Origin of the sequence: Rhizobium sp. SG741 (assembly GCF_012275435.1) — a bacterium.
In the GTDB taxonomy this organism is placed as follows: domain Bacteria; phylum Pseudomonadota; class Alphaproteobacteria; order Rhizobiales; family Rhizobiaceae; genus Rhizobium; species Rhizobium lusitanum.
Genome location: NZ_JAAZQP010000015.1, coordinates 143460 through 166990, shown reverse-complemented (window position 1 = coordinate 166990; position 23531 = coordinate 143460). Strand labels below are relative to the sequence as shown.

18 protein-coding genes are annotated in these 23531 nt (G+C 54.8%); 5 read left to right on the top strand and 13 right to left on the bottom strand.

All coding sequences use genetic code 11. The annotated features are described in order from the left end of the window. Positions 1-69 precede the first annotated feature (69 nt). Entirely contained in the window at positions 70-630 is a 561-nt protein-coding gene (locus FHT29_RS29575) for a hypothetical protein (protein ID WP_168600807.1), read from the bottom strand. 82 nt (positions 631-712) lie between these two features. Between FHT29_RS29575 and FHT29_RS29570 the strand changes: the two genes are divergently transcribed. After that, positions 713-1171, top strand: coding sequence for a hypothetical protein (locus FHT29_RS29570; RefSeq protein ID WP_168600806.1), 459 nt, complete (start codon positions 713-715; stop codon positions 1169-1171). 301 nt (positions 1172-1472) lie between these two features. On the opposite strand, the gene FHT29_RS29565 is transcribed toward FHT29_RS29570, so the two are convergent. From FHT29_RS29565 to FHT29_RS29555, 3 genes are all read right to left on the bottom strand, one after another. Then, positions 1473-2054 (bottom strand): hypothetical protein, encoded by a 582-nt coding sequence (locus FHT29_RS29565; protein ID WP_168600805.1) that lies wholly within the window; start codon positions 2052-2054, stop codon positions 1473-1475. Positions 2055-2098: 44 nt separating this feature from the next. Next, entirely contained in the window at positions 2099-4123 is a 2025-nt protein-coding gene (locus tag FHT29_RS29560; RefSeq protein WP_168600804.1) for a hypothetical protein, read from the bottom strand. Between the two features lie 688 nt (positions 4124-4811). Beyond that, positions 4812-5147 carry a hypothetical protein gene (locus tag FHT29_RS29555; protein ID WP_168600803.1) on the bottom strand — a complete coding sequence of 112 codons (336 nt, stop codon included), beginning with the start codon at positions 5145-5147 and terminating at the stop codon, positions 4812-4814. A 703-nt stretch (positions 5148-5850) separates the two neighbouring features. Between FHT29_RS29555 and FHT29_RS29550 the strand changes: the two genes are divergently transcribed. The 4 genes from FHT29_RS29550 (at position 5851) to gspG (ending at position 16316) form a co-directional block, all read left to right on the top strand. Continuing rightward, positions 5851-11760 (top strand): RHS repeat-associated core domain-containing protein, encoded by a 5910-nt coding sequence (locus tag FHT29_RS29550; RefSeq protein WP_168600802.1) that lies wholly within the window; start codon positions 5851-5853, stop codon positions 11758-11760. Continuing rightward, the gene (locus FHT29_RS29545) at positions 11757-12233 is read left to right on the top strand and encodes an Imm26 family immunity protein (protein ID WP_168600801.1); all 477 of its coding nucleotides are present in this window, start codon (positions 11757-11759) and stop codon (positions 12231-12233) included. The genes FHT29_RS29550 and FHT29_RS29545 overlap by 4 nt, the downstream gene beginning before the upstream one ends. A gap of 981 nt (positions 12234-13214) precedes the next feature. After that, positions 13215-15380 carry a type II secretion system secretin GspD gene (gene gspD / locus FHT29_RS29540; protein WP_168600800.1) on the top strand — a complete coding sequence of 722 codons (2166 nt, stop codon included), beginning with the start codon at positions 13215-13217 and terminating at the stop codon, positions 15378-15380. 477 nt (positions 15381-15857) lie between these two features. Further along, positions 15858-16316: a type II secretion system major pseudopilin GspG gene (gene gspG / locus FHT29_RS29530; RefSeq protein WP_168600798.1), complete on the top strand. Its 459-nt coding sequence runs from the start codon at positions 15858-15860 to the stop codon at positions 16314-16316. Here gspG and FHT29_RS29525 read toward each other — a convergent pair. The 9 genes from FHT29_RS29525 to FHT29_RS29485 are packed head-to-tail and all read right to left on the bottom strand — an operon-like array spanning position 16306 to position 23402. Then, entirely contained in the window at positions 16306-16941 is a 636-nt protein-coding gene (locus tag FHT29_RS29525) for a prepilin-type N-terminal cleavage/methylation domain-containing protein (RefSeq protein ID WP_168600797.1), read from the bottom strand. The genes gspG and FHT29_RS29525 overlap by 11 nt on opposite strands. After that, complete coding sequence (locus tag FHT29_RS29520) at positions 16938-17333, bottom strand: prepilin-type N-terminal cleavage/methylation domain-containing protein (protein WP_168600796.1); 396 nt, start codon at positions 17331-17333, stop codon at positions 16938-16940. The genes FHT29_RS29525 and FHT29_RS29520 overlap by 4 nt, the downstream gene beginning before the upstream one ends. Next, positions 17326-17793 carry a prepilin-type N-terminal cleavage/methylation domain-containing protein gene (locus FHT29_RS29515; RefSeq protein ID WP_168600795.1) on the bottom strand — a complete coding sequence of 156 codons (468 nt, stop codon included), beginning with the start codon at positions 17791-17793 and terminating at the stop codon, positions 17326-17328. Before FHT29_RS29515 ends, FHT29_RS29520 begins: the two co-directional genes overlap by 8 nt. Then, positions 17790-18998: a type II secretion system F family protein gene (locus tag FHT29_RS29510; protein WP_168600794.1), complete on the bottom strand. Its 1209-nt coding sequence runs from the start codon at positions 18996-18998 to the stop codon at positions 17790-17792. The genes FHT29_RS29515 and FHT29_RS29510 overlap by 4 nt, the downstream gene beginning before the upstream one ends. A 1-nt stretch (position 18999) precedes the next feature. Further along, positions 19000-20604 (bottom strand): GspE/PulE family protein, encoded by a 1605-nt coding sequence (locus FHT29_RS29505; RefSeq protein WP_168600793.1) that lies wholly within the window; start codon positions 20602-20604, stop codon positions 19000-19002. Then, positions 20601-21479: a hypothetical protein gene (locus FHT29_RS29500; protein WP_168600792.1), complete on the bottom strand. Its 879-nt coding sequence runs from the start codon at positions 21477-21479 to the stop codon at positions 20601-20603. The genes FHT29_RS29505 and FHT29_RS29500 overlap by 4 nt, the downstream gene beginning before the upstream one ends. A gap of 17 nt (positions 21480-21496) precedes the next feature. After that, positions 21497-22024, bottom strand: a complete 528-nt coding sequence (locus FHT29_RS29495) for a hypothetical protein (protein WP_168600791.1) — start codon at positions 22022-22024, stop codon at positions 21497-21499. Continuing rightward, a complete protein-coding gene (gene gspM, locus FHT29_RS29490) occupies positions 22021-22632 on the bottom strand; it encodes a type II secretion system protein GspM (RefSeq protein ID WP_168600790.1) in 612 nt (203 codons plus the stop codon). Before gspM ends, FHT29_RS29495 begins: the two co-directional genes overlap by 4 nt. Further along, complete coding sequence (locus tag FHT29_RS29485; protein ID WP_168600789.1) at positions 22629-23402, bottom strand: PilN domain-containing protein; 774 nt, start codon at positions 23400-23402, stop codon at positions 22629-22631. The genes gspM and FHT29_RS29485 overlap by 4 nt, the downstream gene beginning before the upstream one ends. Between the last annotated feature and the right edge of the window lie 129 nt (positions 23403-23531).

Genomic DNA, 23531 nt, shown 5'->3' with positions numbered 1-23531 from the left:
ATTCACAGTATCACTCATAGGGCTCTCCGCATGACTCATGCAGAAAATGAGCGATCTGTCCCTCCAGCGCTACGTGGGATGGCCTACCCGCTTACACTGGAGCAACGATTTGAAGCTCTGCTTATCAAGGGCGTCTGGCGTTGGTCCATCAAGGTAGAAGCCTACTTTCGAGATTTCATCGAGATGCACAAACGTAACCGGCCCGATGCTGAAGTTAGGGGCTGCCCATGGGGTGAGAGCACATGGCACAAACACTCTGCGCGGGGCAGCGAGGGCCGTGAACCACGTGTCGAAGTGATCAACTAGCTGCTGTGCGTCCGCGTCGATAATGCTTGCGGGATCGCGTCCGGCATACGTCTCGATCTGAGCAAAAAGCTCGTTCAGAAGATTGTCGAAACTGGCCCCTCGCTCGATCATCGGTCGACGCATGAGGCATTCGCATAGTCGGTTGAATGCGTCATGTCCGCCGGGGCGGATCGTCATTTTTGAGGGCAGACCGCCCGGTGACGGCTCTTGTCCCTGGGCACGCAATAAGGCTTCGACGTCCGGATCCAGTGGAATGGTCAACCGTTCGAGGTTTTGTGCAAGGGTTCGGAGTAAACCGATTTCCTGCGCCAGAGTTTCAGCCATAGTCCGCCCGTGTCCCCAAACTTCTAAACCCTTCTAACATAACAGATCCCGCCAGTAGAATGACCGCGAACGTTGCAAAGGGGTGGGAGCGCTGAATCCTTTTAAGATCACAATCGTCTCTGGTTTCTCTGAAGGCGGAGGCCCCGATGAGCTATTTGCACGGCAGTGGGCTGCTGTGTTAATTGAAAACAGATCTTACCGGCCGCTGTCTGATTGCGTTTTACACGTTCAAGCTGTGAAGGATTTTGACAATCAGCATCGCGCCTTTCCAAGACTTATTAAGGAGTTTTCCATTCGGCCGGGAGAAATACAGCAAATTGAATTTTTGAGTTGGACTGTCCGAAAGGCACCGCTCGAAAACGACAAAACGTTGGTATTTTGCGGACCGGTTGGATGGGGATGGGGCGGCAATTATGTAGCCTTGCCGTGCGGTTCTTATAATATTGAGATCAGAATTAGCGTCGGCGAGGTCGCAGCCGCGCAGGTATCTTCTAATGTGTGGATTGAGGGAGGTAAGCTTAAAGCGGCCAGAGCGCAATGACGGCCGGAAAAATCAAGCAATTGGCATAATTTCCCGCAGCAGACTGGTAGTCTGTGCGACGGATGGAAGCGGCAAAAGCTGCGTGAATGGTCTGGGGATATGCACCTAACGAAACTGATATTCGCCCAATCCGCGGGAGAGCGTCGGTAGGTATCAACCGCGCGAAGAGTTCCGCTAGCGGCTTAACAGAGACGAAATGTCGGCAAGCGGAACGAAGAGTTCCGAACTATCGCAAGACAGCGCAGTGCGGACGAAGCCGCTCTTGCCCCCGAACGCGGAAGCCATACCGGCTCCCTTTCAGTCAGCGGCCTCGCAGTTGCGGCCAGGCGCGTGAAATCTTCCACACGAGCAAAAAGCAATACGCTACGATCGCCAAATAGACGTAGCCTTGGAACGGCGGATAGAACCACGGACCTCCGGTCATGTCTTGGATGCAGTATGTGGAGGGCGTTCCTCCTAAATGAGAAAAGTCTATGAGATGGTCCCACCAATGCCAGCCATCGCAGCCAATATTAGTAGCAGCAAGCTTTAGGAAAAACTGGCTAACCAAGAAAGCCGCGGCCAAAGCCGGAACCACAAAGAGCAAATACACCATTACACCCAATCTCGAACGATATCGGCTTGCTACAATCAGCTCATCCAGCACGGCGCTTCGTGACATCAAGAGTACGTCGGATTCCATCCGAAGCCCGATCAAGAGCAACAGGGCAAGCGGCGGTCCGAACACAGCTATAGTCGCGGGGGAGATGTCGAGAGAGAGCCCAAGAGCCGAGACCTTGCTTGCTTCGGCACTGCGAGTAAGTGCACATAGGAAGACAAGCAGAAGGCAGCGATTTCCGTAGGCCCGAATGAAGCCCGCTTCCGCGTTGAGATAAGACAGCATCCCTCATACCTTCCTAAGCGCTGGGTCCGGAGCGATCCTATTGCTCATTGACGGAGGGAGCCAGATACGATGAGCGCCCGCCCGGCTTCTGTAAGAACCGGTTTGATTGTATGTCCAGCGACTATCTGCTCCGGGATATCAGGGCTGAAGCTAAACTCCATCGGGTCAAGCTTGTGAGTGTAGTCTTTCAGAACTTCAGGAATAAACGGCGCGAGATTTAAGGTCATGCCATTGATTAAGGCGGCTGTTGCGGGACAGGCCAGATTAAAATTGATATTCTGTAAAATGAGAGACAGAGGGCTTGGACTAAATTTGAGATGAATTGGAGTGGCCTCCAGATGCCCGCGATACGCGCTGCCGTCCGCAGCGCTGGTCAGCGACACATCGACTCCAACCGTTTGAGCTGGAACAGTTACGTTGATTCTCTTGTTCGCAATCCAGGGAAACTGGCATAAAGCGTAGCCTGCAACATCCACAGGTGTCCATTTAAGGCTGACATGGAGTGGGGCAGACCCGCTAGTATCAAGGCTGAGATGGATCGCAGACAGATCATCCTGGAGCTTTACATCTTGCAAGCAGATTGTGAGGTCAGCATTTCCCGAGACGGAGCCATCGAGTATTCCAATATTCCCTAAATGGTGCAGCGCGCTCACGGCACCCTTCATAGTCTCACAGCCGAGCCGCTTGCTTTCTTTTGTAGCTTCGCAAGCTCCCTTTTCCTTGGTCTTTTCCGCCTCACAATCTGCCTTTTGGGTCGCGTAAGTAGCGTTCTGAGCGCCTTTTGCGACCTCGCAGGCTTGATCACTGATCCAGGCTCCAGCATTGCAAGCATCGAAGGCCCGATCATAGGCTTTATTCTGCGCGGCTTTAGCAATTTCACAAGCGGTTTTACCAGGGCCGTGGCAGTCTCGCGTATCGTGGTTGTGAGTGCATTGGGGCGGGCGTCGGCAGTCCCGCGTATCCTCTTTCAGATCACATACCCTCGTCGGCGTACAGTCCATGTTCGGCGCGCAACTGATAGTTGAAGCATCCGGCGTGGGGACTGTTGCGTGAATGCTCTGTGATGGGATGGGTCCGGTCCCTGCCAGACAAGCCTCAGCCAGCGCGAAAGCGTTGTTAACGCTGTCGGCAATGAGTGGTTTGGCAATCGCAGCCCACACGACGGACGGCGCGGACTGCACGCCAAGGCCAGAGTCCAGCCTCTGATCAAACTCGTTCTCAAGCGCATCGAACGTCCCGCCGGACGCATGAGCGCTTGGTGGTGCCGCCTCAACCGATAGTTCGCCAAGAAGAACAATCCCGCCTCGGTCGATCAGAGTTGCGGCCTCGCGAAGGGTGTAGGGAACACTCACAGATTTAACCTTAAGCTCCAACTTGAGAGCGCTGCCTGCAGCAGGGCCGATTTTGAGCAGTCTAGAGGGATCAAAGGCAGATTGAAGACTGGCCGGAAGCTCGGCGCTTAAGATCGGATTATTCGCAAACACCCCGGTGATGTTGTCGGCATAGACGGTTAACATAGTAGCGATGATCTTGCCTGCCGCTGAGGCGTCGTAGCCGTCCTCCAGAACAACTTTGTCTACATGGATCGCGGTAAGTGATGGCAGAAGCGTGACTTGAATCATGCGCTTAGGCTCTGGCTTCATTGCCAGCCTTGCGCCAAGCTCGAATATCAGAGTGCCAGAAACACGTGGCTTGAATTTCTCAATAAATCCAGGCTCATCGTCTTTTACGCTGAGCTTGATCGATGAGAAATCAACATAAAATTCCGCCGTGACTTTGAGGAGCTGCCGGTCGGTTTCAATGTCCAGCTTCGTAACGCCGAAATCTTTTGCCTGCTCGGCAAGCAGGATTTGGATCGTACCAACATCAGTCCCCACCGCAACGTTTGGGGTCGTCATGGCCTTCAGGCTATCGAGTGACGAGTCAATTGCCGCTTGGCGCTGCTGCTCAGCCGAGACCGGCGGCCAATGCTTGTTGACGATGCCGGGAAGTCTATCTTGCACCAATCCGTAAAGCGCAGCGCCGACGCCGAGCACGACGACACCAAGGACAGGTATAAACCGCCTCATCTGAAAACTCCCTTCGATCGGTGAATTTCCTGAGGACACGGTAGAACAAATTCCGCGATAAAAAAATATCCCTGGTCGTCGCGCAAGTATTTTTTTGTTTAGTGGCTAAAGCTGCGCTTGCTTACCTCCCTCTTTTGCTTCCGGCCGGTCGGCATCTTCAAGTGGATTGCAGGGCACGATGCGACAATTGGTCGGAATAACTTCCAATTGGATTGTATAGCCGCTGTCATCCCTTTGTATCCACGCGGCTCCGACGCGTTCCAGAAGGAACATTCGCAGGCCTCGGCTTCTACCGTTCGCGACGGTGCGCGGAAGGTCCTGGAAGGACTAAAGGCTGACATGACTTGCGAAACACCGCAGTGACCGATCAGGGCCGGAAGTGTTACTGAGACTAATGCGCAGGAATGGCCGCTTTCGCAGTTTCGGCTGTCAAACCCGTCAGTCCCCTTCCGGAGCCATATCGGCCATTCCCGAAAGCAAGCAGCTGGCCGTACAGGGATATTCGGCGCGAACATAACGACTGAACGACGGGGTCGGCGGTTCGAGTCCTTTCAAGAGCACCATTCGCCACTCTCGTCGGACATCTCATCGGTGCAACGAATTTGCGTGGTCAGAAATTCGACTCTGATCAAGGCGGGCACCAGCATAACTATTTGCATCATCAATCTATGCATGTTCCCAAAGCCTTTTAATCAGCATGGCCGCTATGATCGAACCATGAAGGAAACTTCGGCGGCTCAAGCGGAAACACTTCGTGGTCTTTTCGCAATTCGCTCTCGTAGTTTTCGCTTTCAGAATTCCAATATAGAAAAAGCTCCGCATCCAAGATCTGGATCAGGACTCCCGCTTGACGCGCGTCGATCGTAAATTTCAACGCCTTGAGCTTTTGGGGTCTTCGGCGGCCAACGATTTTGGCGAATATATCGATATGATAGTCGCCACCACAGAAAAGAAGCTCATCGGCGTCCTGTCGGGAAGGGGTAAAAGGGTGATCGGCGCAAACGCCTGCTTGCCCAACGAACATGCCGGTGCCCAACGTGAGCTTTCAAGCCTCCGTGTGGCCCGAAAATCGAGAAGATAAGACCCAGATGTCTGTTCTTATCCTTGCAAACATCTGCTCGACAGCGCAGCCTCTGCTCGCGGTTGATAGGGCGATGTGCGCACGAACAATTTATATGCCGTGGGTTGGATGCGAATTGGTTCCAGGACGGTCTTAAATTTAACGTCTTATGGGTGAGGAACCCTCTTGCGTTTCCGCTATGCGCGTGTGTATTTTTGGTTGCATTACTTAAGTCATAGATCGCGTGTGGGGGCTCATGTCGTTTCGTCGTCTAGGGGCGGCAGCCGTAGTGGCTGCCGGGGTATGTGTTATTGTGCTTGCGGGCGGGCCGCCGCCGGTAGTTAGGGATTTGGTGGTAGCGTCTGCAGCAGCAGCGGAGCAAACATCCTCATCGATGACACCCAGAAGCGGGTTCGGCAACGGCGGCGCCGGTTTGGGAGCGGCGTCGCCATCGTCGACGGCTACCCCATCATCCATGAATGCGAAGAGCACGACGCCGGCAGCGGGACAGCCCAATGCGGAGGCAGCGTCGCCGATCGATACAGCTGTGGATCGCACGCCACTAGGCAAATCAACGCAGCAGACAAGCCAGGGTGCTCTGGGCAACGGTGCGACCGGTACGGACCCCTCTGTATCAGGGAGGGCCTCTTCCAGAGATGATGCTGACATGAAGTCAGCGCTCGGCAAATCAGCGCAATCGGAGGCGGGGGTCACTGCCCTGAGCGCAGCAGCGGCAGTTGCGCCTGCGGACGCTCCTCCCGTCAGCGCTATTCAGAAGGCCTCGGTTCCTGAGATTGCCAGTACTGGCAGCATGACCCAGGATATCGACATCGACGTGCCCGCCTTCCGCGGACTGGAGCCGAAGATTTCGCTGCACTACGATTCCTCGCGCAAGACGAAGATCGGAGGCCTCTATCAGGGCTGGCTCGGCTATGGATGGGGCCTTGAGGGCATTCATGTCATTGAGCGGGCGAGTCCAGGTTACGGTGCGCCCCAATTTGAAGCCAGTGATGTGTTTCTGCTGAACGGTCAGCAACTCGTGGCCTGTGGCTCGGGGGTAAATTCCCCCTCTTGCGCGACCGGGGGGACGCACACCACTGAGAACGAGAGCTATCGTCGCATCAGCTTTAATGGAAGCACTAACGAATGGGTAGTGACAGAGCGAGACGGCACATACTCAACTTTCCGATCAGTATCGGCGATATCAGGGACGAATCCTGTCCCTGGCTCGGTAGATAATAATCTACAGCGCAATTACCGTTGGATGCGGACATCCGTCACCGACCCCAACGGGAACACGGTTCAATATAACTACAGCTGCCCTGGCGGGCCGGTCTGCTACCCGACGAACATTACCTATAATGGCACGCAGATCGTATTCAGCTTCGAGACGCGACCCGACTATATATTGGCTGCGAATGGCCACACCATTTCCTATACGACCGGCCGGATCAAATCGATCACTGTGTGGACATCGGGCAATCTGCGCAGAGGCTACGCGCTGTCCTATGACCAGGCGCCGTTCTCCAATGCCTCCCGTCTCGTGCGGGTCGACGCCTACGGCAGGAACTCCGGCGCCGATCTCGCCACCCGTGCGATATGGGGCTCCGCTGTAAAGACCATTCGTCAGATGAACTACGACGGCGTCAACTACGGCTATGTTGGTTATGGTGGCCAATTCCCGGGTGTGGCAGCCGGTACGACGGAAAGCTTTTTGTCGCGCCAAACAGGCGACCTGAACTTCGACGGACGGGACGAGCTATTCGGCGCGCAATTAAAGCAACAGGCCAATACCGGCACATTGCAATGGCAGATGACCAATTTTACGGTCGACGGTCATGTCGCCGCCACGCAGAACTTCTATTCGACCCCACTTTCCGTCAATCTCGACGTGCTGCCGATGCCCTTCGTGCGCTATTTTGCCGGTCGTTACGTGCCCGGCAAGAATACGAGGGATATTGGCTATAGCGTGACCGTTGCAAGCCTGCAGAACCAAGGCAATGGTGGCACGACGACGAACTACACGACGCAAAGCTCGGTCGTCGTCACGGACGGCAGCCTGGTCATTTCCCGGCGCGATTGCCCGGCTCCAGGCTTCGAGGGCGCCTGCGCCGGCCTTCCGGCTGCCCAAACCACGCAGACCCCGCCTAGCACAATCGGCACCGGATATGCGTCCCTCGACATCGAGAGCGATGGCGTCGATGGGATGGCAGTGCTTCCGGGCGCGTTGATCGGCCAGAATGGCTATGTTCTCGGCGTGGGCGACCTTGCCGGCAACGGTCGGCAGAGCATCGTGACCGCCGACACCCGCAGTTCCCAGGTCAATATCTTCCGGTGGCTAAATAACTCCTGGGTGCGCACCGTCAGCCAACCTATTGGATGTCAAGGCGATCTCAATAAAGGAATCTTCGCGCCGGTTTGTGTGCTCGGCGACATCAACGGCGATGGGACGACAGATCTTGTCAAGGCCGTATATAACAGCGGTTCGAATGGGTATCTCGTCGAAGTCTGGCTGTCGGCGGGTTATGCCTTCCAGCAGGTTGCAAGCGGCATATGGATCTCCGGATCTCCGATCTTGCGCGACCTCGACAACGACGGCAAGGTCGATGTATTCTCGGCCGCTGGCCGCTCCGACACAGAGCCGTTCAAGACGCTGCAGGCCTATGGATTCTGGAATGGTCCATCAGGCAGCAGCCTGGCACAGTCACCCTTTGCTGTGCGCGGTTCGTCGCTTATGGGCGACTTCAATGGCGACGGTATGCCGGACATGGTGGATTCGCCGACCAGCCTTGCCGTGTCAAATCCCGGCTCCGGCAATCCGAATCTGCTTCGCAATGTCGTGCTGGAGACAGGCGGCACAATCTCGATCGACTATGCGCCGTCGTCGCGCTGGACGAATACATACATGCCGCAGGTGATGCATGCCGTCTCCAAGATCACGGTCAATGACGGACGCGGCGTTGTGGCTACTACGGATTACTCCTACTATGGCGGACTATATGACCCTGCATCCAGAAAGTTCCTCGGCTACCGTATCGTTAGTACGCTAAAGCCTGCAGCGAATGGTGAGACGGCAAGACCCATCGTTGAAACGGTATATCGTCAAGATGTTGCAAGCTTTGGTCTGCCAGAGTTCACCAACTGGAAAGATGGGGCTGGAGTAATACACCGACAAGTTTTCGAAGACTATGCCGTCAACGCTTCGGTGAAACCATATTTCGCGCTGAACACCGCCACAACAACCGTCCTCACGGAAAACGAAGTTGCCACACTGAAGGTTGAGCGGGCATACGACGCGTATGCCAACATTATACAGATTAAAGACTATGGCCGCGTTGATGTGCCTGGAGACGAACTATTTACCGAGCGGTTCTTCTCACCAAATACGAACCAATACATCGTCTCACGTATGCTTGCCGAGCGTAGTCAGGCAAACATGCAGGGCGGCGGCCCTTATGTGAAATATCAGCACTTTTTCTACGATGGATCTAGCGATGTTTGGCAGCCACCTGCCAAAGGCAATCTCACCCATATGCAAAATCTGATGACGATGCAAATGGGGGCAAGCACATACTATACCTATGATAGCTACGGCAATCGCACTGCCCGAGTCGAGCCGATGGGGCAGCGCACCGAATGGGATTACGATGCGACATACCACATCTACCCAATTACCGAACGATCCCCTCGCTATTTTGTAACGGGCAACCAGCCGGCCGATACGCGCTTCGTCTCCACGTCCACCTACGACCCCGTCTGTGGTCTGGTATCGCTGCGCACTGATCCGAACAATATCAATGAGAGCTTCGAGTACGATCCGTTCTGCCGGCCATCAAGATATTCCCATGGTGGGTATGGCCGACTCGAGCGGACGGAATATCAGAACGAAGGCAATCCCAACACACAGGCTATTATAACATATACACAGCAATCAAATGGGAACGGTGAAGTTTACAAACGCACTTGGTATGACGGCCTAGGTAGGCCGTGGCTTCTGGAAGCGTCGCCTTATGCTGCTGGGGAACCTGCGACCGTCACAGAAACCGCGTATGATGCGCGCAGTAATCCTTGGGTAACAGCACCCAGTCGTTTTAGCAATGAAGGCCCTCAGTGGACGACGAATTCGTTTAATTGGGACGACAAATTGATTAAGACCGTCAATCCAGACGGCTCTTTTCGCACGTACTCCCGATCGTTCTATCTCGGAAAGCTCGGGGATTTGCCCAATCCCACTCTTTGGGTAGTGACTGAGATTAACGAAGAGCAACAAGAGGCGCGAACACTTATCGATACTAGGGGAAATATCATCGAGGTCGTAAAGATCGCGCCTGAAGGGATTCTCGCTAACTATCGCGCATTTGATATGTTTGGTAGGGTTATCCGCGTCAATGATAACGAGAGCGCCAACTGGGCTTATACCTATGACATGGTAGGCAATCGCCTAACAGCGAGCGATCCTGATCTCGGCAACTGGTCATATGAGTATGATGCCTCAAACCGCCTAACGAAGCAGACGGACGCCCGCGGCTTTGTCACGACGATGCAATATGATCAGCTGGATCGCCTGACGCTGCAGCAGGCGATGGCGCCCGGCCAGACCACGCCGACACTGGTGGCCAAAAACACCTATGATGAGAACCAGCAGCCTGGTTATCACAATCTCGGCCTCCTGACGAAGGCCGAAGGCCCAGCGTCCACCAACCTCTACTACAATGTCTTCAATGGCTCGGGACGGTTTGTCCGCACCAATACGACGATCGATGGTCTGACGAACGTTTACAATGAAGCCCGCGGTCGTCAGGACGAGAAGATCTGGCTGGACTATACCCCGCTCAGTGTCGGCAATACGAACAGTCGCTGGGGATATAATACCAGCAATCTGCCGTATTCCATTCCTGGCTACATCAACTCTATAACCTACGAGGCTGACGGGCAGACGCGGTCGATCACCTATGCCAATGGTGTGACCACAAACTTCTCCTATTCCCCGACCCGGCGCTGGCTGACGCGGGTGACAACGGCCAAAGGTGCCGCCGTGCTGATGGATAATCAGTACACGAGGGACAAGGTGGGTCGCATCAAGACGATTACTGGGCTGACGCCTACGGAAAGTTGGGCCTACACTTATGACAATTTTAGCCGATTAAAAACAGCCGATAATCTAGGCAACAACGCGCTTGATGAGACGTATGTATATTCGTTGACAAATAACCTTCTGTCGCGGACGCGGGTGGCTGGGGCCTATGTCTATCCGGCAGGTACAGCGGCGCGTCCGCATGCTGCCACCCAGATCGGCTCTGCCTCGCTGACCTATGATGTGAACGGCAATATGCTGAGCGATGGCAAGCGCACGCTGACATGGGATGGTAGCAACCGGTTGTCGACGGTAACCCAGAATGGTTCAACGGTGACCCTCACCTATGGCCCGGACGGAGCACGGGCGAAGAAGAGTTGGGCCTTCGGGACGACGCTCTATGCTGGTGCCGACATCGAGATCGACCGGACGACGCCCGGCACCGATATCTACACGCTTTATCCGCATCCAGATCTGAAGATCGTCATCAACAATACAACGCATGCGGTGACGAATTCCTTCCTGCACCGGGATCATCTGAACTCCGTGCGCCAGGTGACCGGCAGTGACGGCACCATCGTCGAACAGACGGGGTATGCCGCCTATGGCGAGCGCACCAACACGGCGATGCAGACGCAGAAGGGCTATATCGGCGAGCGTTTCGATACGGAAACCGGGCTGATGTATCTCAATGCCCGATACTACGATCCGGCGTTCGGCCGCTTCATCTCACCAGACGATTGGGATCCGACCAAGGAGGGCGTCGGAACGAACCGATACGCCTACGCAGACAACGATCCCATAAACAAGTCAGATCCTAATGGACATGCCATCGATCCTCGCAGTACCGCCTATGGCAGCGACGACAATCAAGCCACCTCGCGCTCGGAAGTTGCTTCTGCAGCCTCTAATGGTCTCAGTGGTCTCCTTGGGCACGACCAGCATGGCGATGGTGGCGGATCGCAAATGGCTGGGGGCATTGGTCCCAGCGACGAAATAGAGGGTCCTGGCTACGACGCCGCCGAGGAGGAAGAAAGACAGTTTCACGAGATTCAAAATCACATGCCGACGATGGGCGCGGGCATTCTTCAGAAGGACGTCAATGGTGTAACGATTAGAGGGTTAGGAACAGCGGCGCCGATGTTAGGAAAAGCGGCGCCGACAGCGAGGGTTGCTAAAACCTACGAAACTTATACCAAGACAAACCCAGAAACTAAAGAGATTTATAGTGGTAGAACGAGTGGAACCAAGAGCCCACAGGAAAACGTTGCCGCCAGAGATAGGGCGCATCATATGAACGCAGAAGGATACGCCCCTGCCCTGCTGGACAAAAGCAGTTCGAACCCTGCGGCCATTCGCGGTAGGGAACAACAGCTAATTACTGGAGCGGGAGGCGCGCGTTCGATAGGTGGAACGTCCGGAAACCGATACAATGGTATTTCCCCCTCGAACCCCAACAAGTCGTATTATGAGGGTGAGTCAAGACGGGAGTTTGGAGAATGAATAGCACAAGGAAAATTAGAAGAAAGCGCGGCGACATCGTTAAGATTCAGCTTGAAAATGGGTATTTCACCTATGCGCTGGCTTTAAAAAGCCCACTTTTTGCATTTTTTGATATTCGCACCAAGGATGACTTATCCGTCAGCGACATATGTAAAAGTAAGGTGATTTTTGCGCTCTGGGTAATGGATTATGCGGTAACGAAGGGTGTTTGGGCAATTTATGATCACGTAGTGCTTCCTGCGGAAACATCATTGGAGGATGTAATATTTTACAAGCAAGACAAAATTAGTGGAAAAATATATTCTTACAGTAATATCGATTGTAGTGAGCATCCTATCACGTTCGAAGAGACTGAAGGCAAGGAGGCGGCCGCTGTGTGGGACCCTTCTCATGTGGAGGATCGGCTGAGGGATTATTTTGCTGGCGCGCCCAATAAGTGGGTTCAGTCACTAAAAGCCAGGCGACTTGAATAGGCATATTGAGCTGAAGAATTTTTTCAACCGAGCCAGCCAAAATGGGACCGGATATCGGGCGCATTATCGGTGATAATTGTATGCGCGGTTCTTCGAGCCGAACTGCCCGTGAGGCAAAACGTTGGCACCGTGACAAAGGAGAGATGTGAAAGCAATGGCGGAATGGACCACGCGAGCCGGAGAATCCGTGGCATCGTATAGCGCAGCAAGGCGCGATAAGTTGATGGGGAGTAACCATCCGGTCAGGCTTCCGATTGCCCACATTGTCGGCGAGTTCCAATGGAAATGCCGAAGGCGATGTCATTGAGGCGGGCCAGGCCTCGCCAAAGGCATGCGGTTATGACCCCGAATGAAATGGACGTGCTCTAGACCCAGCAGGTTAAGAAGCCTTTTCCGAATGTTCGCGTTGGCTATTTCTCGACCAGCGTCCATGGCGCCAAGGGTTGCTGCCTGATCGTGGGCAGGAAGTGGATGATGACGGGAGAATTCCAGTGCCAGCGAAACGGGTTGACTGGCGAGCATAGCGGCCGAACGCGGGATCCCGGATACAATTGCATTGGACTTAGGAAAGGCGGTTACAACCCTGTTCCTTCTCTTCACGAGACCAGTGGCGGCCGCGCTCCACCCATGTGATCACTTCGATATGGTGCCTCGTCATAGGATTATTCTTAGGGATAGTCCTATGACCTGCGATATTCCACCTCGGCTCACAAGGCGGTCCTCACCGTAGGATACGAGCCACAGTCAGCGCACTCTCAAGCCACCATCTATCCCAACGATGCCCTCACTGCCGTATCAGGTTCAGAGCCCCCGAATAGGCTATGCCAAAGTAGTGCCAAAATTTTACCCGCGACTCCAGTCAGAGGATCGTTTCGCAGTATTAACTGTGGACACCGAAAGCGTTCAGACGAATTGATCAGGATGCAGTTGCTCCGTGTGATACCCCTACGGAGGGGAAATTATCGACATGGTTGCAGTTGAATGAGTCGCTCATCGCTTTTGGTACTTTTGGTCTGGGTGGGGCTAAGTGGTTGCACGACGAACGATTCAATCGAAGACGCATTCACGATCAAGGTGAATGAGCTGAGCAACGCCGGAAAGCCACTTCCAGCAGGCTACACTCGAGGGAAAGACCCGCTTCTCTCTTCCTACGCATCATCCGGTCCCGGCGGTGTAAGTATTGAAGGCTCGGGTAACTTCGTCTCAAGAGCCGGTCCGCCGGTATCCGCGGCACCGATGCGGAACGGTGAGCAGGGGTATTCGCTCAATCTCGTTAACGCACCCATTGCAGCCGCGGCGAAAAGTGTTCTTGGCGACATCATGGGAGCCAGCTACGTCGTCGACCCTCGCGTCACAGGCACTGTAACGCTGCAAACCGATGGACCAGTATCGAAGGACGCTCTCGCCGATCTGCTTGAATCGGCTCTTTCCGTGAACGGAGCCGTCATTGTCAAACGTAACAACGACTACCGGATCGTGCCCTCATCCGAGGCATTCTCCTCGGTGCCCTCTGTGAGCGGTTCCGGGGCGACGCTTAAGGGGCCAGGCGTCAAAGTTCAGGTCATCGGCCTCAAGTTTGTCGCTGCTGACGAGATGAAAAGCATTCTCGGCCCAATCAGCCAACAGGGTTCAGTTCTAAGAACTGATGCCGCCAGGAACCTGATCGTACTTGCGGGAAATGGCTCGGATCTTGCCGCCATGCGCGAGGCGATATCCGTGTTTGATGTCGACTGGATGCAGGGAATGTCGGTCGCGCTGACGCCGCTCAAAGCCTCAAAGCCTGCAGCCGTTGCAAAGGAATTGGACACCATTTTCGCGACCGACACGTCGCTCGGCAAAGGCGTCATTCGGTTCATTCCCAATGACCGATTGAACTCCGTTCTGGTCATCACATCGCGACCTGCATACATCGAGCGAGCGCGAGCCTGGATTGCCAAATTGGATCGGCTCGCGAGTTCCACCGAGCAGCAATTGTTCGTCTACCAGATCCAAAACCGCCCCGCAAAGGAGCTCGCGGACGTTCTGCAAAGTGTTCTGAAGGCCCAGGATTCGGGCTCAAGCAAGGAGAGCGACACAGCCTCAGTGGCGCCAAACTTGCAACCGGCCACTGTATCAAGCAGCGATGGACAGCAAGCGCAGGCGACCGCCGCCACTAACTACAGCCCTTCCGTGGCCGAGGCGGTCAATTACGATCCCGCCGTTAGCAGCAGCTCAGGCAAAGTCAAAACCTCGGTTGTCGCCGATACGGAGAACAACGCACTTTTGATCTCGACGACCGAACGTGAATATGAACGTGTTCAATTGATCCTGAGACAGCTCGATGTTCAGCCAACGCAGGTCATGCTGGAGGCTGTCATTGCCGAAGTCACATTGAACGATCAGCTGAAGTTCGGCCTGCGGTGGTTCTTGGAGAATAGCAAATTCGGCGTCGGCTTCTCGGACTTGTCCAATGGCGGGACTGGTGCGAGCTTCCCAGGTTTTGCGTGGAGCTACTCGGCAAACGATATATCCGTCACCTTGAACGCGCTCTCGAGCATCACGAAAGTCAACGTCGTCTCGGCGCCGACGCTGATGGCTCTAAACAACCAGAAAGCTACGTTGCAGGTGGGCGATCAGGTGCCGATCGTCACGCAGCAAGCGGCGAGCGTCAACGGCAATTCTCCGGTTATCAACTCGATCGAGCTCAAGGACACAGGCGTGATCTTGGCGGTCATACCGCACGTGAATAGTTCAGGGCGCGTCATGCTCGAAATCGACCAGGAGGTCAGTGATGTTGTCAAAACCACCACGTCTGGTATCGACTCGCCTACGATTCGAAGACGAAAGATTTCGACACGGGTCCTGGTGAATGACAACGAGACGGTGACGCTCGGTGGCCTCATTCAACAAAAGAACAGCATCACAAAGAACCAGACCCCGGTTCTTGGGAACATCCCTATCCTGGGGAATGCCTTTAAGCAGAAGGAAGATCTGATCGGCAAGACGGAGCTGGTCATCTTTATTCGGCCGCGCATTGTGCGTGACGCGAACGACGCTCGCAACGTGACCGAAGAGTTTCGCCGGCAGCTTGATTTCGGCTCGGCGATCAAGCAGCGCCGCGGCGGCAAAAATGATCTGCAACAAGATCTCAAACGGATTGCCAATTAATGGCCGATCTCTTGCAGTTTGGTTTTCTGGCAACGATCTCGGCGATCATCTGCTGGGAGGATATCCGACGCTTCAGGATACCTGACCTTGCCAATGCCTTGCTCTTTGCAGGCGGACTTGGCGTCCGGCTGTCGCAGGGATGGTACGCGATGTCAGTCGGTGCACTTAACGCTTGCGTTGTGTTCGTGTGCGTTCTAACGCTCAGAAATGCCTTAACAAAGCTGCGGGGCAGGAGCGCCTTGGGGATGGGCGATGTCAAGTTAATGGCTGCCAGCTCCGTTTGGTTGGACTTGTCAGATATCCCATGCTTCGTCCTTATCGCTTGTTGTTCGGCGCTTGTTTTCGTGGCCGTGACCTTTCGAAGCGTCGATGGCAGCGTAGCGGACAGGCGAATCCCGTTCGGCCCGTTCCTATGCCTTAGTCTCTTGATGACTTGGGCCATGGAACATCTTCGACCGCTCAATCTCGGATAATCCCATGCACGGAAACACGCACCCTCAGGCCAGCGCGCGAAAGGACATTTCTTGCCGCGGCGAGGAAGGATTTACACTAGTCGAGCTCCTCGTCGTGTTGGCTATTATCGGTCTGATTGCCGCAATCGCGACACCGCAAGTCCTGCGCTATCTCGGGTCGGCACGTGTCGATACCACAAGGGCGCAGATCAAGAACTTTCAGAGCGCATTGGAGCTCTACTATATCGACACCGGCCACTACCCAAGTGGTGAGCAGGGTCTTGCTGCTCTGCAAACCGCGCCTCCCACCGAGGCCAAATGGAACGGTCCGTATCTCAAGCAGAGCGGCGCGTTTGCCGACGCCTGGGGCACGGCTTACCAATACAAAAGCCCAGGGGACAAGAAGCCGTTCGAGATCACTTCTTTCGGTCGCGATGGCAAACCGGGTGGGGAAGGGCAGGATGCGGATCTCTTCAGCGACTAGGCACGGAGCCGGAATCTAGCGGAACGATCCTTGTCATGGTTATCAGTCGGGAACCATCGTCGGCTTGGATCTTGATCTCGACCGCGGCGGGAAGGCGATCGCTCTTCCATTTTCTTAGCCACAACTGGTCGTCCGCTTGACGGCGATCGTCGTTCAGATAGCGGAAGGTCACCGATAAGTTGCCGTTGGCAAGCACGTTTTGTTCTCCCAATTGCAGTTCGGGCTGCAGCCGACGTGGCTTGGACAATTGCGCAAATTGGCGCTGCTTGCCGTCACTAGAACTTGTCCAAATCACCTCGCGCAATGACTGTATGGACGTTCCAGTCTTGACGATCGCCACGAAATTCAGGCGATCGACGTCGCCGTCCATAACGACAGGGTCGGCTTCCTGTCTTCCAAGCAGCCGCAACGGCCTGGCGTTAGCAAGTGTTGCGTCCAGGTAGTTGAGGATGGCGCCATAGCGAACTTCCTGATCGGTCCTGTTTGACACCGCGGACATCGTTCTGACCTGCCCGAGTGCGCCAACGATGACCATGGACAAAAGTGAAACGATTGCGACGGTGATCAGTGTCTCGAGTAGGGTAAAACCGTCTTCTTCGGCAAAGGATTTAACTTGCTTTCTCATCGGACAGACAGAATATCAAAATAGACAAAGTTGTCCGTTCGCTCCATGTTCGAGGAGCCAGAAACCTCGATGCTGGTAAAGCCTATAAACGATCCGGGGCGATAAGCCTGTCCGTCTTTCGGGCTTAGTTTGACTTTCCACCGCCCCCGCTGATCGGCGCCTTCTGTCGAGGCCAATCCCGCTCCAATAAGCTTCGGCACTTCGATCAAATGGATCGAGTTTGCCAGTTCAATAAGCTGATCGCTCTCGATCGATCGCTTGATGCCAATCGTAGCGATATTGATGGTTTGCGTAGCAACGCCCATTGCGATGGCAAGGACAAGGAAAGCAACGATCGTCTCCACAAGCGTAAAGCCGTCGTCCGCTTGTCTGAGGAGGTTCGCTTCAATCATCGCCGACCTGACTGACCGTTCCGTCGATCCAGTTGAGTGTGAACGAGAGTTGCCTGTCGGTAGCGTCCTTGACGGTAATCCTGCCGCCGCTTGCGCTGCCATCGGGATAAAATAGGAAGGCAGCGCTTCGGTCGGCTGTGACCAGTTCACGGCCTGTCAGGACCGTCATTGAAATGCCGTCTGGAAAAGGAAGCCGCTCACAACATTCCGATCTTGCGATTTCACGACCAGCCAGATCGATGTCCATCCTGACCATGTGCTGTCTTGAAACCGCTTTGATCCGGGCAAGCGCTGCGTCATGCATAATCCGCGTGCGGAAGTCGGCAATGCTCATCTGTCGTCCGCGCTGCAAGGCCGGGCCGGTGATTGCCGCAATCAGCCCCAATATTGTCAGTACGACCAGCATTTCGACCAGCGAGAATCCTTCCTCAGGAATGGATGCATGATCAAGCCGCTTCATTGCTGGCTCAAATCGTTGATGCTGAGGAGGGCAGTCATGACGGAAATCACCAAGCTTCCGACGAGGGCTCCCAAGACAATCGTGATGATTGGTGTCATCAGCGTTAGAGCGCGATCGAGAAGGCGCTGCCCATCCTCCTGCAACATGACGGCGGCGTTGTTCAGAACGACGGGCAAATTATTGACCTCATCTCCAACGGCAGCCAGCGAGACGACACTCTGTGGAAACAACATCGACTGTCGCATCGCCTCGGAAAGGCGGGTCCCTGCAGAAACCAGATTAACGGCCTTGTTGAGGTTCGGCTTGAACGATGTCACGGAACAACAATCCGCAGAAAGTTTCAGGGCTGTCGTCATGGTGACGCCATTGGCGAGCAAAAGTGACAAGCTCTGCAGATAACGGCCTAGCGCAATATCCCGCGTGATCGTGCCGATCAGTGGCAGGCGCATTGTGATGGCGGACATTTGCCGCGCGAGAGCCGACCGCTGCCAGGCAAACATGGCCATCCCGACAAGCGTGGATCCTAACACGACCAACAGGAAACCGGGTGCGGAAAGCCATTCCCGTATGGTTGATAGGACCGAGATCATCATCGGGGGCGATCTTCCTGCTCCTTCGAAGACGGGCGCGATCGAAGGCACTAGCACAAAAGTGATGACGAGTATGGCGCAGACCATCATGAATAGTAGAAAGCACGGATAGATCGCAGCATCGACAACGGCTTTCCGTTGAGCCTTTTGTTTAACAAGGTCGACGGCGATAGTTTGTAGAACGAAGGGCAATCGACCACTTTGCTCGCCGCTACGGACAAGAGCGGGTATGTCCGGTCTCAGATTATCAAGGCTGCCGACAGCGTCTGACGGCGACTTCCCCTCGGAAATCAGGCGAAGCATGCCGTCGGCAACCCTCCTTGTGGCAGGCGCCGAGGATGAGGAAACGGCCTTCAGCGATTGATCGAAAGACAGACCCGCGTTCATCAGAATAGCGAGATCGGAGAAGAACCGTGCATAATCCGGCTTTGCGTGAAGTTCGAGCGTCAGGAACTTGGTTTTCCAGTGGTCGGCGGCGCGTGCAGGGAGAATTGATGAGACCTTAAGGCCCATCAATCGAAGTTTGGAGCGAGCGTCGGACAGATCGCTTGCTTCAATAGTTCCGCTCTCCTGGCGACCGCTGGTAAGAAATGCCCTGTAGCTAAACTTTGGCATGTCACACTACCTCGAAGTCGATCATCCGCGCGACCTCCGCTTGGGTCGTCAATCCGCGTTTATGCATGACTTGCGCATATTGACGAATTGGCACCATTCCCGAACTGCGTGCCGCATCCTCGATTTCGCCATTCGACGCTCCCGATGTGATCTTGGAACGAATGATCTCGGTAACTTCGAGGATCTCATAAGCCACTTTCCGGCCGTGATAACCGGTTCCGCCACAGGTTTGGCAACCGACGTCATGATCGTGACAGGCTGAGCAGGTCAACCGCAGCAGCCGCTGGCTCACCACACCGCGAAGGGTGGCTTCGATCAGATAGCTCTCAACACCCATGTCCTTCAAACGGCTTATCGCCCCGACTGCGCCGCTGGTGTGAAGGGTGGATAGCACCAGATGGCCTGTCAGTGCGGCTTGGATCGCAATACGTGCTGTTTCACCATCGCGAATTTCGCCAATCAGGATGACGTCAGGGTCCTGACGAAGAACGGAGCGAAGGGCGGCCGCAAAGGTCAGTCCTATCGTCGGATCGACCTGCATCTGCGTCAGGCCCTTCATCCTGTATTCGACCGGGTCTTCCACGGTGAAGATCTTCAGATCGGGCTTGTTGATCCTATCGAGCAAGGCGTAAAGCGTTGTGGTTTTCCCTGAGCCCGTAGGACCGGTGATCAAAATGATGCCGTTCGGTCTTTCGGCCATGGCCAATAGCTGCTCTGCTGCTTGAGGTTGATACCCAAGCGATAGAAGGTCCAAGGCGACATTGGTCTTGTTGAGAATACGCAGAACAATGGTTTCACCATGAACGCTCGGCATCACCGAAACACGGAAATCGACATCTTCGCCGCGAACGGAAAGGCGGATCCGGCCGTCTTGAGGCAGCCGCCGCTCTGCAATGTTCAATTTCGCAAGAATTTTGATACGGCTGATGATCCCTGCTTGAAGCGCCTTAGGAGCACGTTCAATGTTCTGGAGCATGCCATTTCGTCGTAGTCGAATGTTGAGGCTCTCAAGCTCTGGTTCGAAGTGAATGTCCGTAGCACCAGCGTCAACTGCCTGTTGAACGACCCGAGAGACAAAACGAATGACGGGTTCTTCTCTGGAAATATCCAGCAGCCGATCGACGTCGTCATCTCGATCGGATCCAATCATGTCTTCTGATGTTTGAAGAACCGCTGTGGAGGCCCGCTTGATCGCTTCCTCGATAGAGTTGCGCGAAGCAATTTTGACCTCCGCCTGGCGATCGAACAAATAGGCGACGGCATTGAGGGCGGCTACGTCGAACGGATCCGCTATCACCAGAACAATCGTTTCATCGTCGCTTGTGATCGGAACGATAGCCTTGCGTTGCGCATAATCCTCTCCGAGCTGGGCCAAAAGAAGGGCGTCCAGTTGGATGACGTCCGTTCTCGCGACATCAAAATACTCTGCCAGCTTGGCCGCCAAGGCTCCTTCCGCCACAAGTCCAAGCTCTCGAATGACGATATCCGGGGCTTGCGCAGTTCTGGCCACGCCAGCTTTCACGCGTTCGGCTGCCTCTGTCGAAAGGTCGCCCGCGGTTCGCAAATAGGTGAGGAACCCCTGAAGAGACCGTTCTCCCACCATCATTGCAGAGCTCCATTCAGCAGACGAATGTCCTTCGGATCGAAAGCTGCGGCACAGAGGCCCGGATTGTTCGGACCTGTTGGTGGCGTGGATAGATGATCCCAGGGCACCGCGGAGATATGACGGATCATGGATGTTCCGCCGATGTCGAAAACGTCACCTACATAATACCGGCGGCCACCTTCTTGCACTGTCGCTTCGATAGTGACGGTCGTCCCTGCCGGGGCTGGCATCCGCTGTGCGGTGATTTCGTGTAGACCTGCGCTGCGGCTTGATCGCAGCAGCGGCGACATACTCGCGGGCGAGAGCGTTGCGAAAGACCCATAGACCGAGAAAACACGCGCCAATTTCCAGGCAGGAATACCTTCCAGCGGCTTGAAATCGGTCAGTTCCATGATGTCCTCAAAGGGGGCGTACTTGTATCCATTCGGTAGCGACGGAAGCGACGCCTCATTGGATGATCCGCCAGGATATCGAAACTGGGCGACCGCCTTGGCCAAAGTCTTCTGATCGTCATTTGCAATGCCCAAAGCATCAAAGCCCACCATGAGTGTTTCTTCACTGGCGAGGTTGAGACTGATCAGCCCGGAATGCGGCTGAACTCCTATATCGACGTCGAAATCGCCGACCCGGCAATGCGCGAATCCCTCGATAGCAATTTTGTTTGAGGACTGAGAGCTGGCAATTTTGTAGGCGATCATCGTTGTGATCGCTTGAGCCGTGGTCTCCAGACGAAAAGCGCTGAGGCGCGTTGCGCCAGTCAAAGCCTTGATATGCGCTGACATCGCGAAAACGCCAAGGAAGGACGAAAAGATCAACAGGAAGGCGATCACGACGATAAGCGCAAAGCCGTCGTTTCCGCGATCTTGGCGATCCAACCATCCTCCCTGTAGGATCACTTGGGCGGTTCCTCATAAAGATAGTAGTCGACGTGTCGATCGTTGGAGGCGAGACGCAAACGGTTCTTGTCGATTTCGTTTATCTGCCAACCTTCAACAGTGTCGCCGACGCGAACCCATTCGGGAACCTTGTCGCCAGAGCCAACAAGGGCCGACGTTACGCCACCGAAATCGCGGATCCCCTGAAGCTTGATTTGCGGCGGCGCAGCCACTATGGGCGGCGCAACGGCTTGTTGCGGTACCATCGGGACCGGAGTGGGCGGAACGACGGGTGGCTGATAGGGCAGACGGTTCGGGCTGAATACGGGTCTTTCAAGTGCGATATCACCAGCGACGATGTCTTCGCCACTTGCATTGTTTTTCTCCTTCGCCACTACAGGATTAGGTGCCGAAGCGCCAGCACTAGCAAGGATGGGATAAGTACCGACGTCTCGCATTGCCATAATGTTGCAGACGCACAATCCGGTGAGGGCGGCGGTCCATCCAACAATATTCAGCGGTTTTGCGGAACCTAGCCACCTCACTTTGCTACGCCTCCTTCAATAGTCGTCGCGGGAGAAATCGAACCATATACGGACAGCTCCGCAGACAACTGGATCGGCCCGCTGAGAACAGACGATTGAATGGGTGTCACGTTCCGAATGCTTACCTCTCGAATGACCAAGGGAGGCGTCGCCAACTCGATCTGTTTTATAGCCCCATACATAGGGGCCAATCCGCCTTGTAGGGAAAGTCTGATACCGGCCAGCCGCAGGCGACCGCTTTCCAGTAACGGCAGGCCGCTTGTCGATGCAACCTCGACATTCTCCTTCCTGGCTATATCGGTAACCAGGGTCTGCAGATTTGCCTGCGCGATCGCGGCGGTGGCACCGGCAAGGAAAAGATCGCCAGCACTGGCGCTACTGGACGGAGGCGAGCTCTCCGCCGCCTTGGCTGAGTTCGAAATGAACGCGGTCAGGTGCCCAAGGGATAGGCGTTGTGTATCGATATTCTTGGCAAGATCGGAAACGTTGTATGCAGCCATGGCCGCGATCGACAGAGGGATCATCGCAACGAACAACAATAACGTCAAAGCGGCAACTCGGCGGACCAAGTTTGAAGCATTCATCAACGTGAATAGCAGGTTATTCATCTAAGAGCCGCGTTCATCTGAATTGAGAAGTGGTCGCCAGCGACGCCAGGTATATGGACGACAGGACTGGTAAATCGTGTCGCGGAAAACTTGGTGTTCTCGTCGAGAAGGCGGATCAGACCCGCGGCATCATCGGAATACCCATCGATTGAGACTACGTTATTTTGGATGGAAAATTCGTTGAGCCAGGTCGATTGCGGGAGAACCTCTGTAAGACGACCCCAAAGCTTCGTAACGGAAATTGCCTGTGCTTTCGTGCCTTGAGCCGCAGCAAGGGCAGCTTGTTGATCTGCTTCTTTATCCAACCGTTTTCTTATGACTGTTGCTCTTTGCTGTAGGAACTGAACTTGTTCCTTGAGCGCTTCTGAAGCTGCGTAGTAGCGATAATTGAGCTGCCCCAATGCTACGGCAGCTAAAATTAGTGCAATGGCAGGCAGAGCCCATGTCAACCTTCGACCCGTGCGAGGGCGGATGGGTTTTGGGACTATCCGGTAAAGGCAGTGTTTCGAGACTTCAAACGGTCGCCCGGCTGCGCTCCCTGCGATGATCCCCTTCAAGCAAATTTTTGCGTCCGCAAAGCTCTCAAAGATTGTGTCGATCTGGTCCTTTCTGATGATCAAATACCGGGTCCCTCGACGTTTGGCAGATGGCCATTCAATGGCCAGGTGGACCGTGTCGCCTGCAAACGGGGTCTCTTCCGCCAGATCGATTGCTGCCATCTCAAGGGCTTGATGATAGGGGATTGTGCGATCGGACAGATGTCTGACCAAACCTCTCTCGTCAGTCAGTTCAATTATGCATTGGGAACGAGGACGGAGAAATGGCAAAGCTTCGGCGAAGGGGAGAGGCTCAGCTTGTACCTCATTGCTCCCTGGGAATATTACGATTGCACCAGCGCG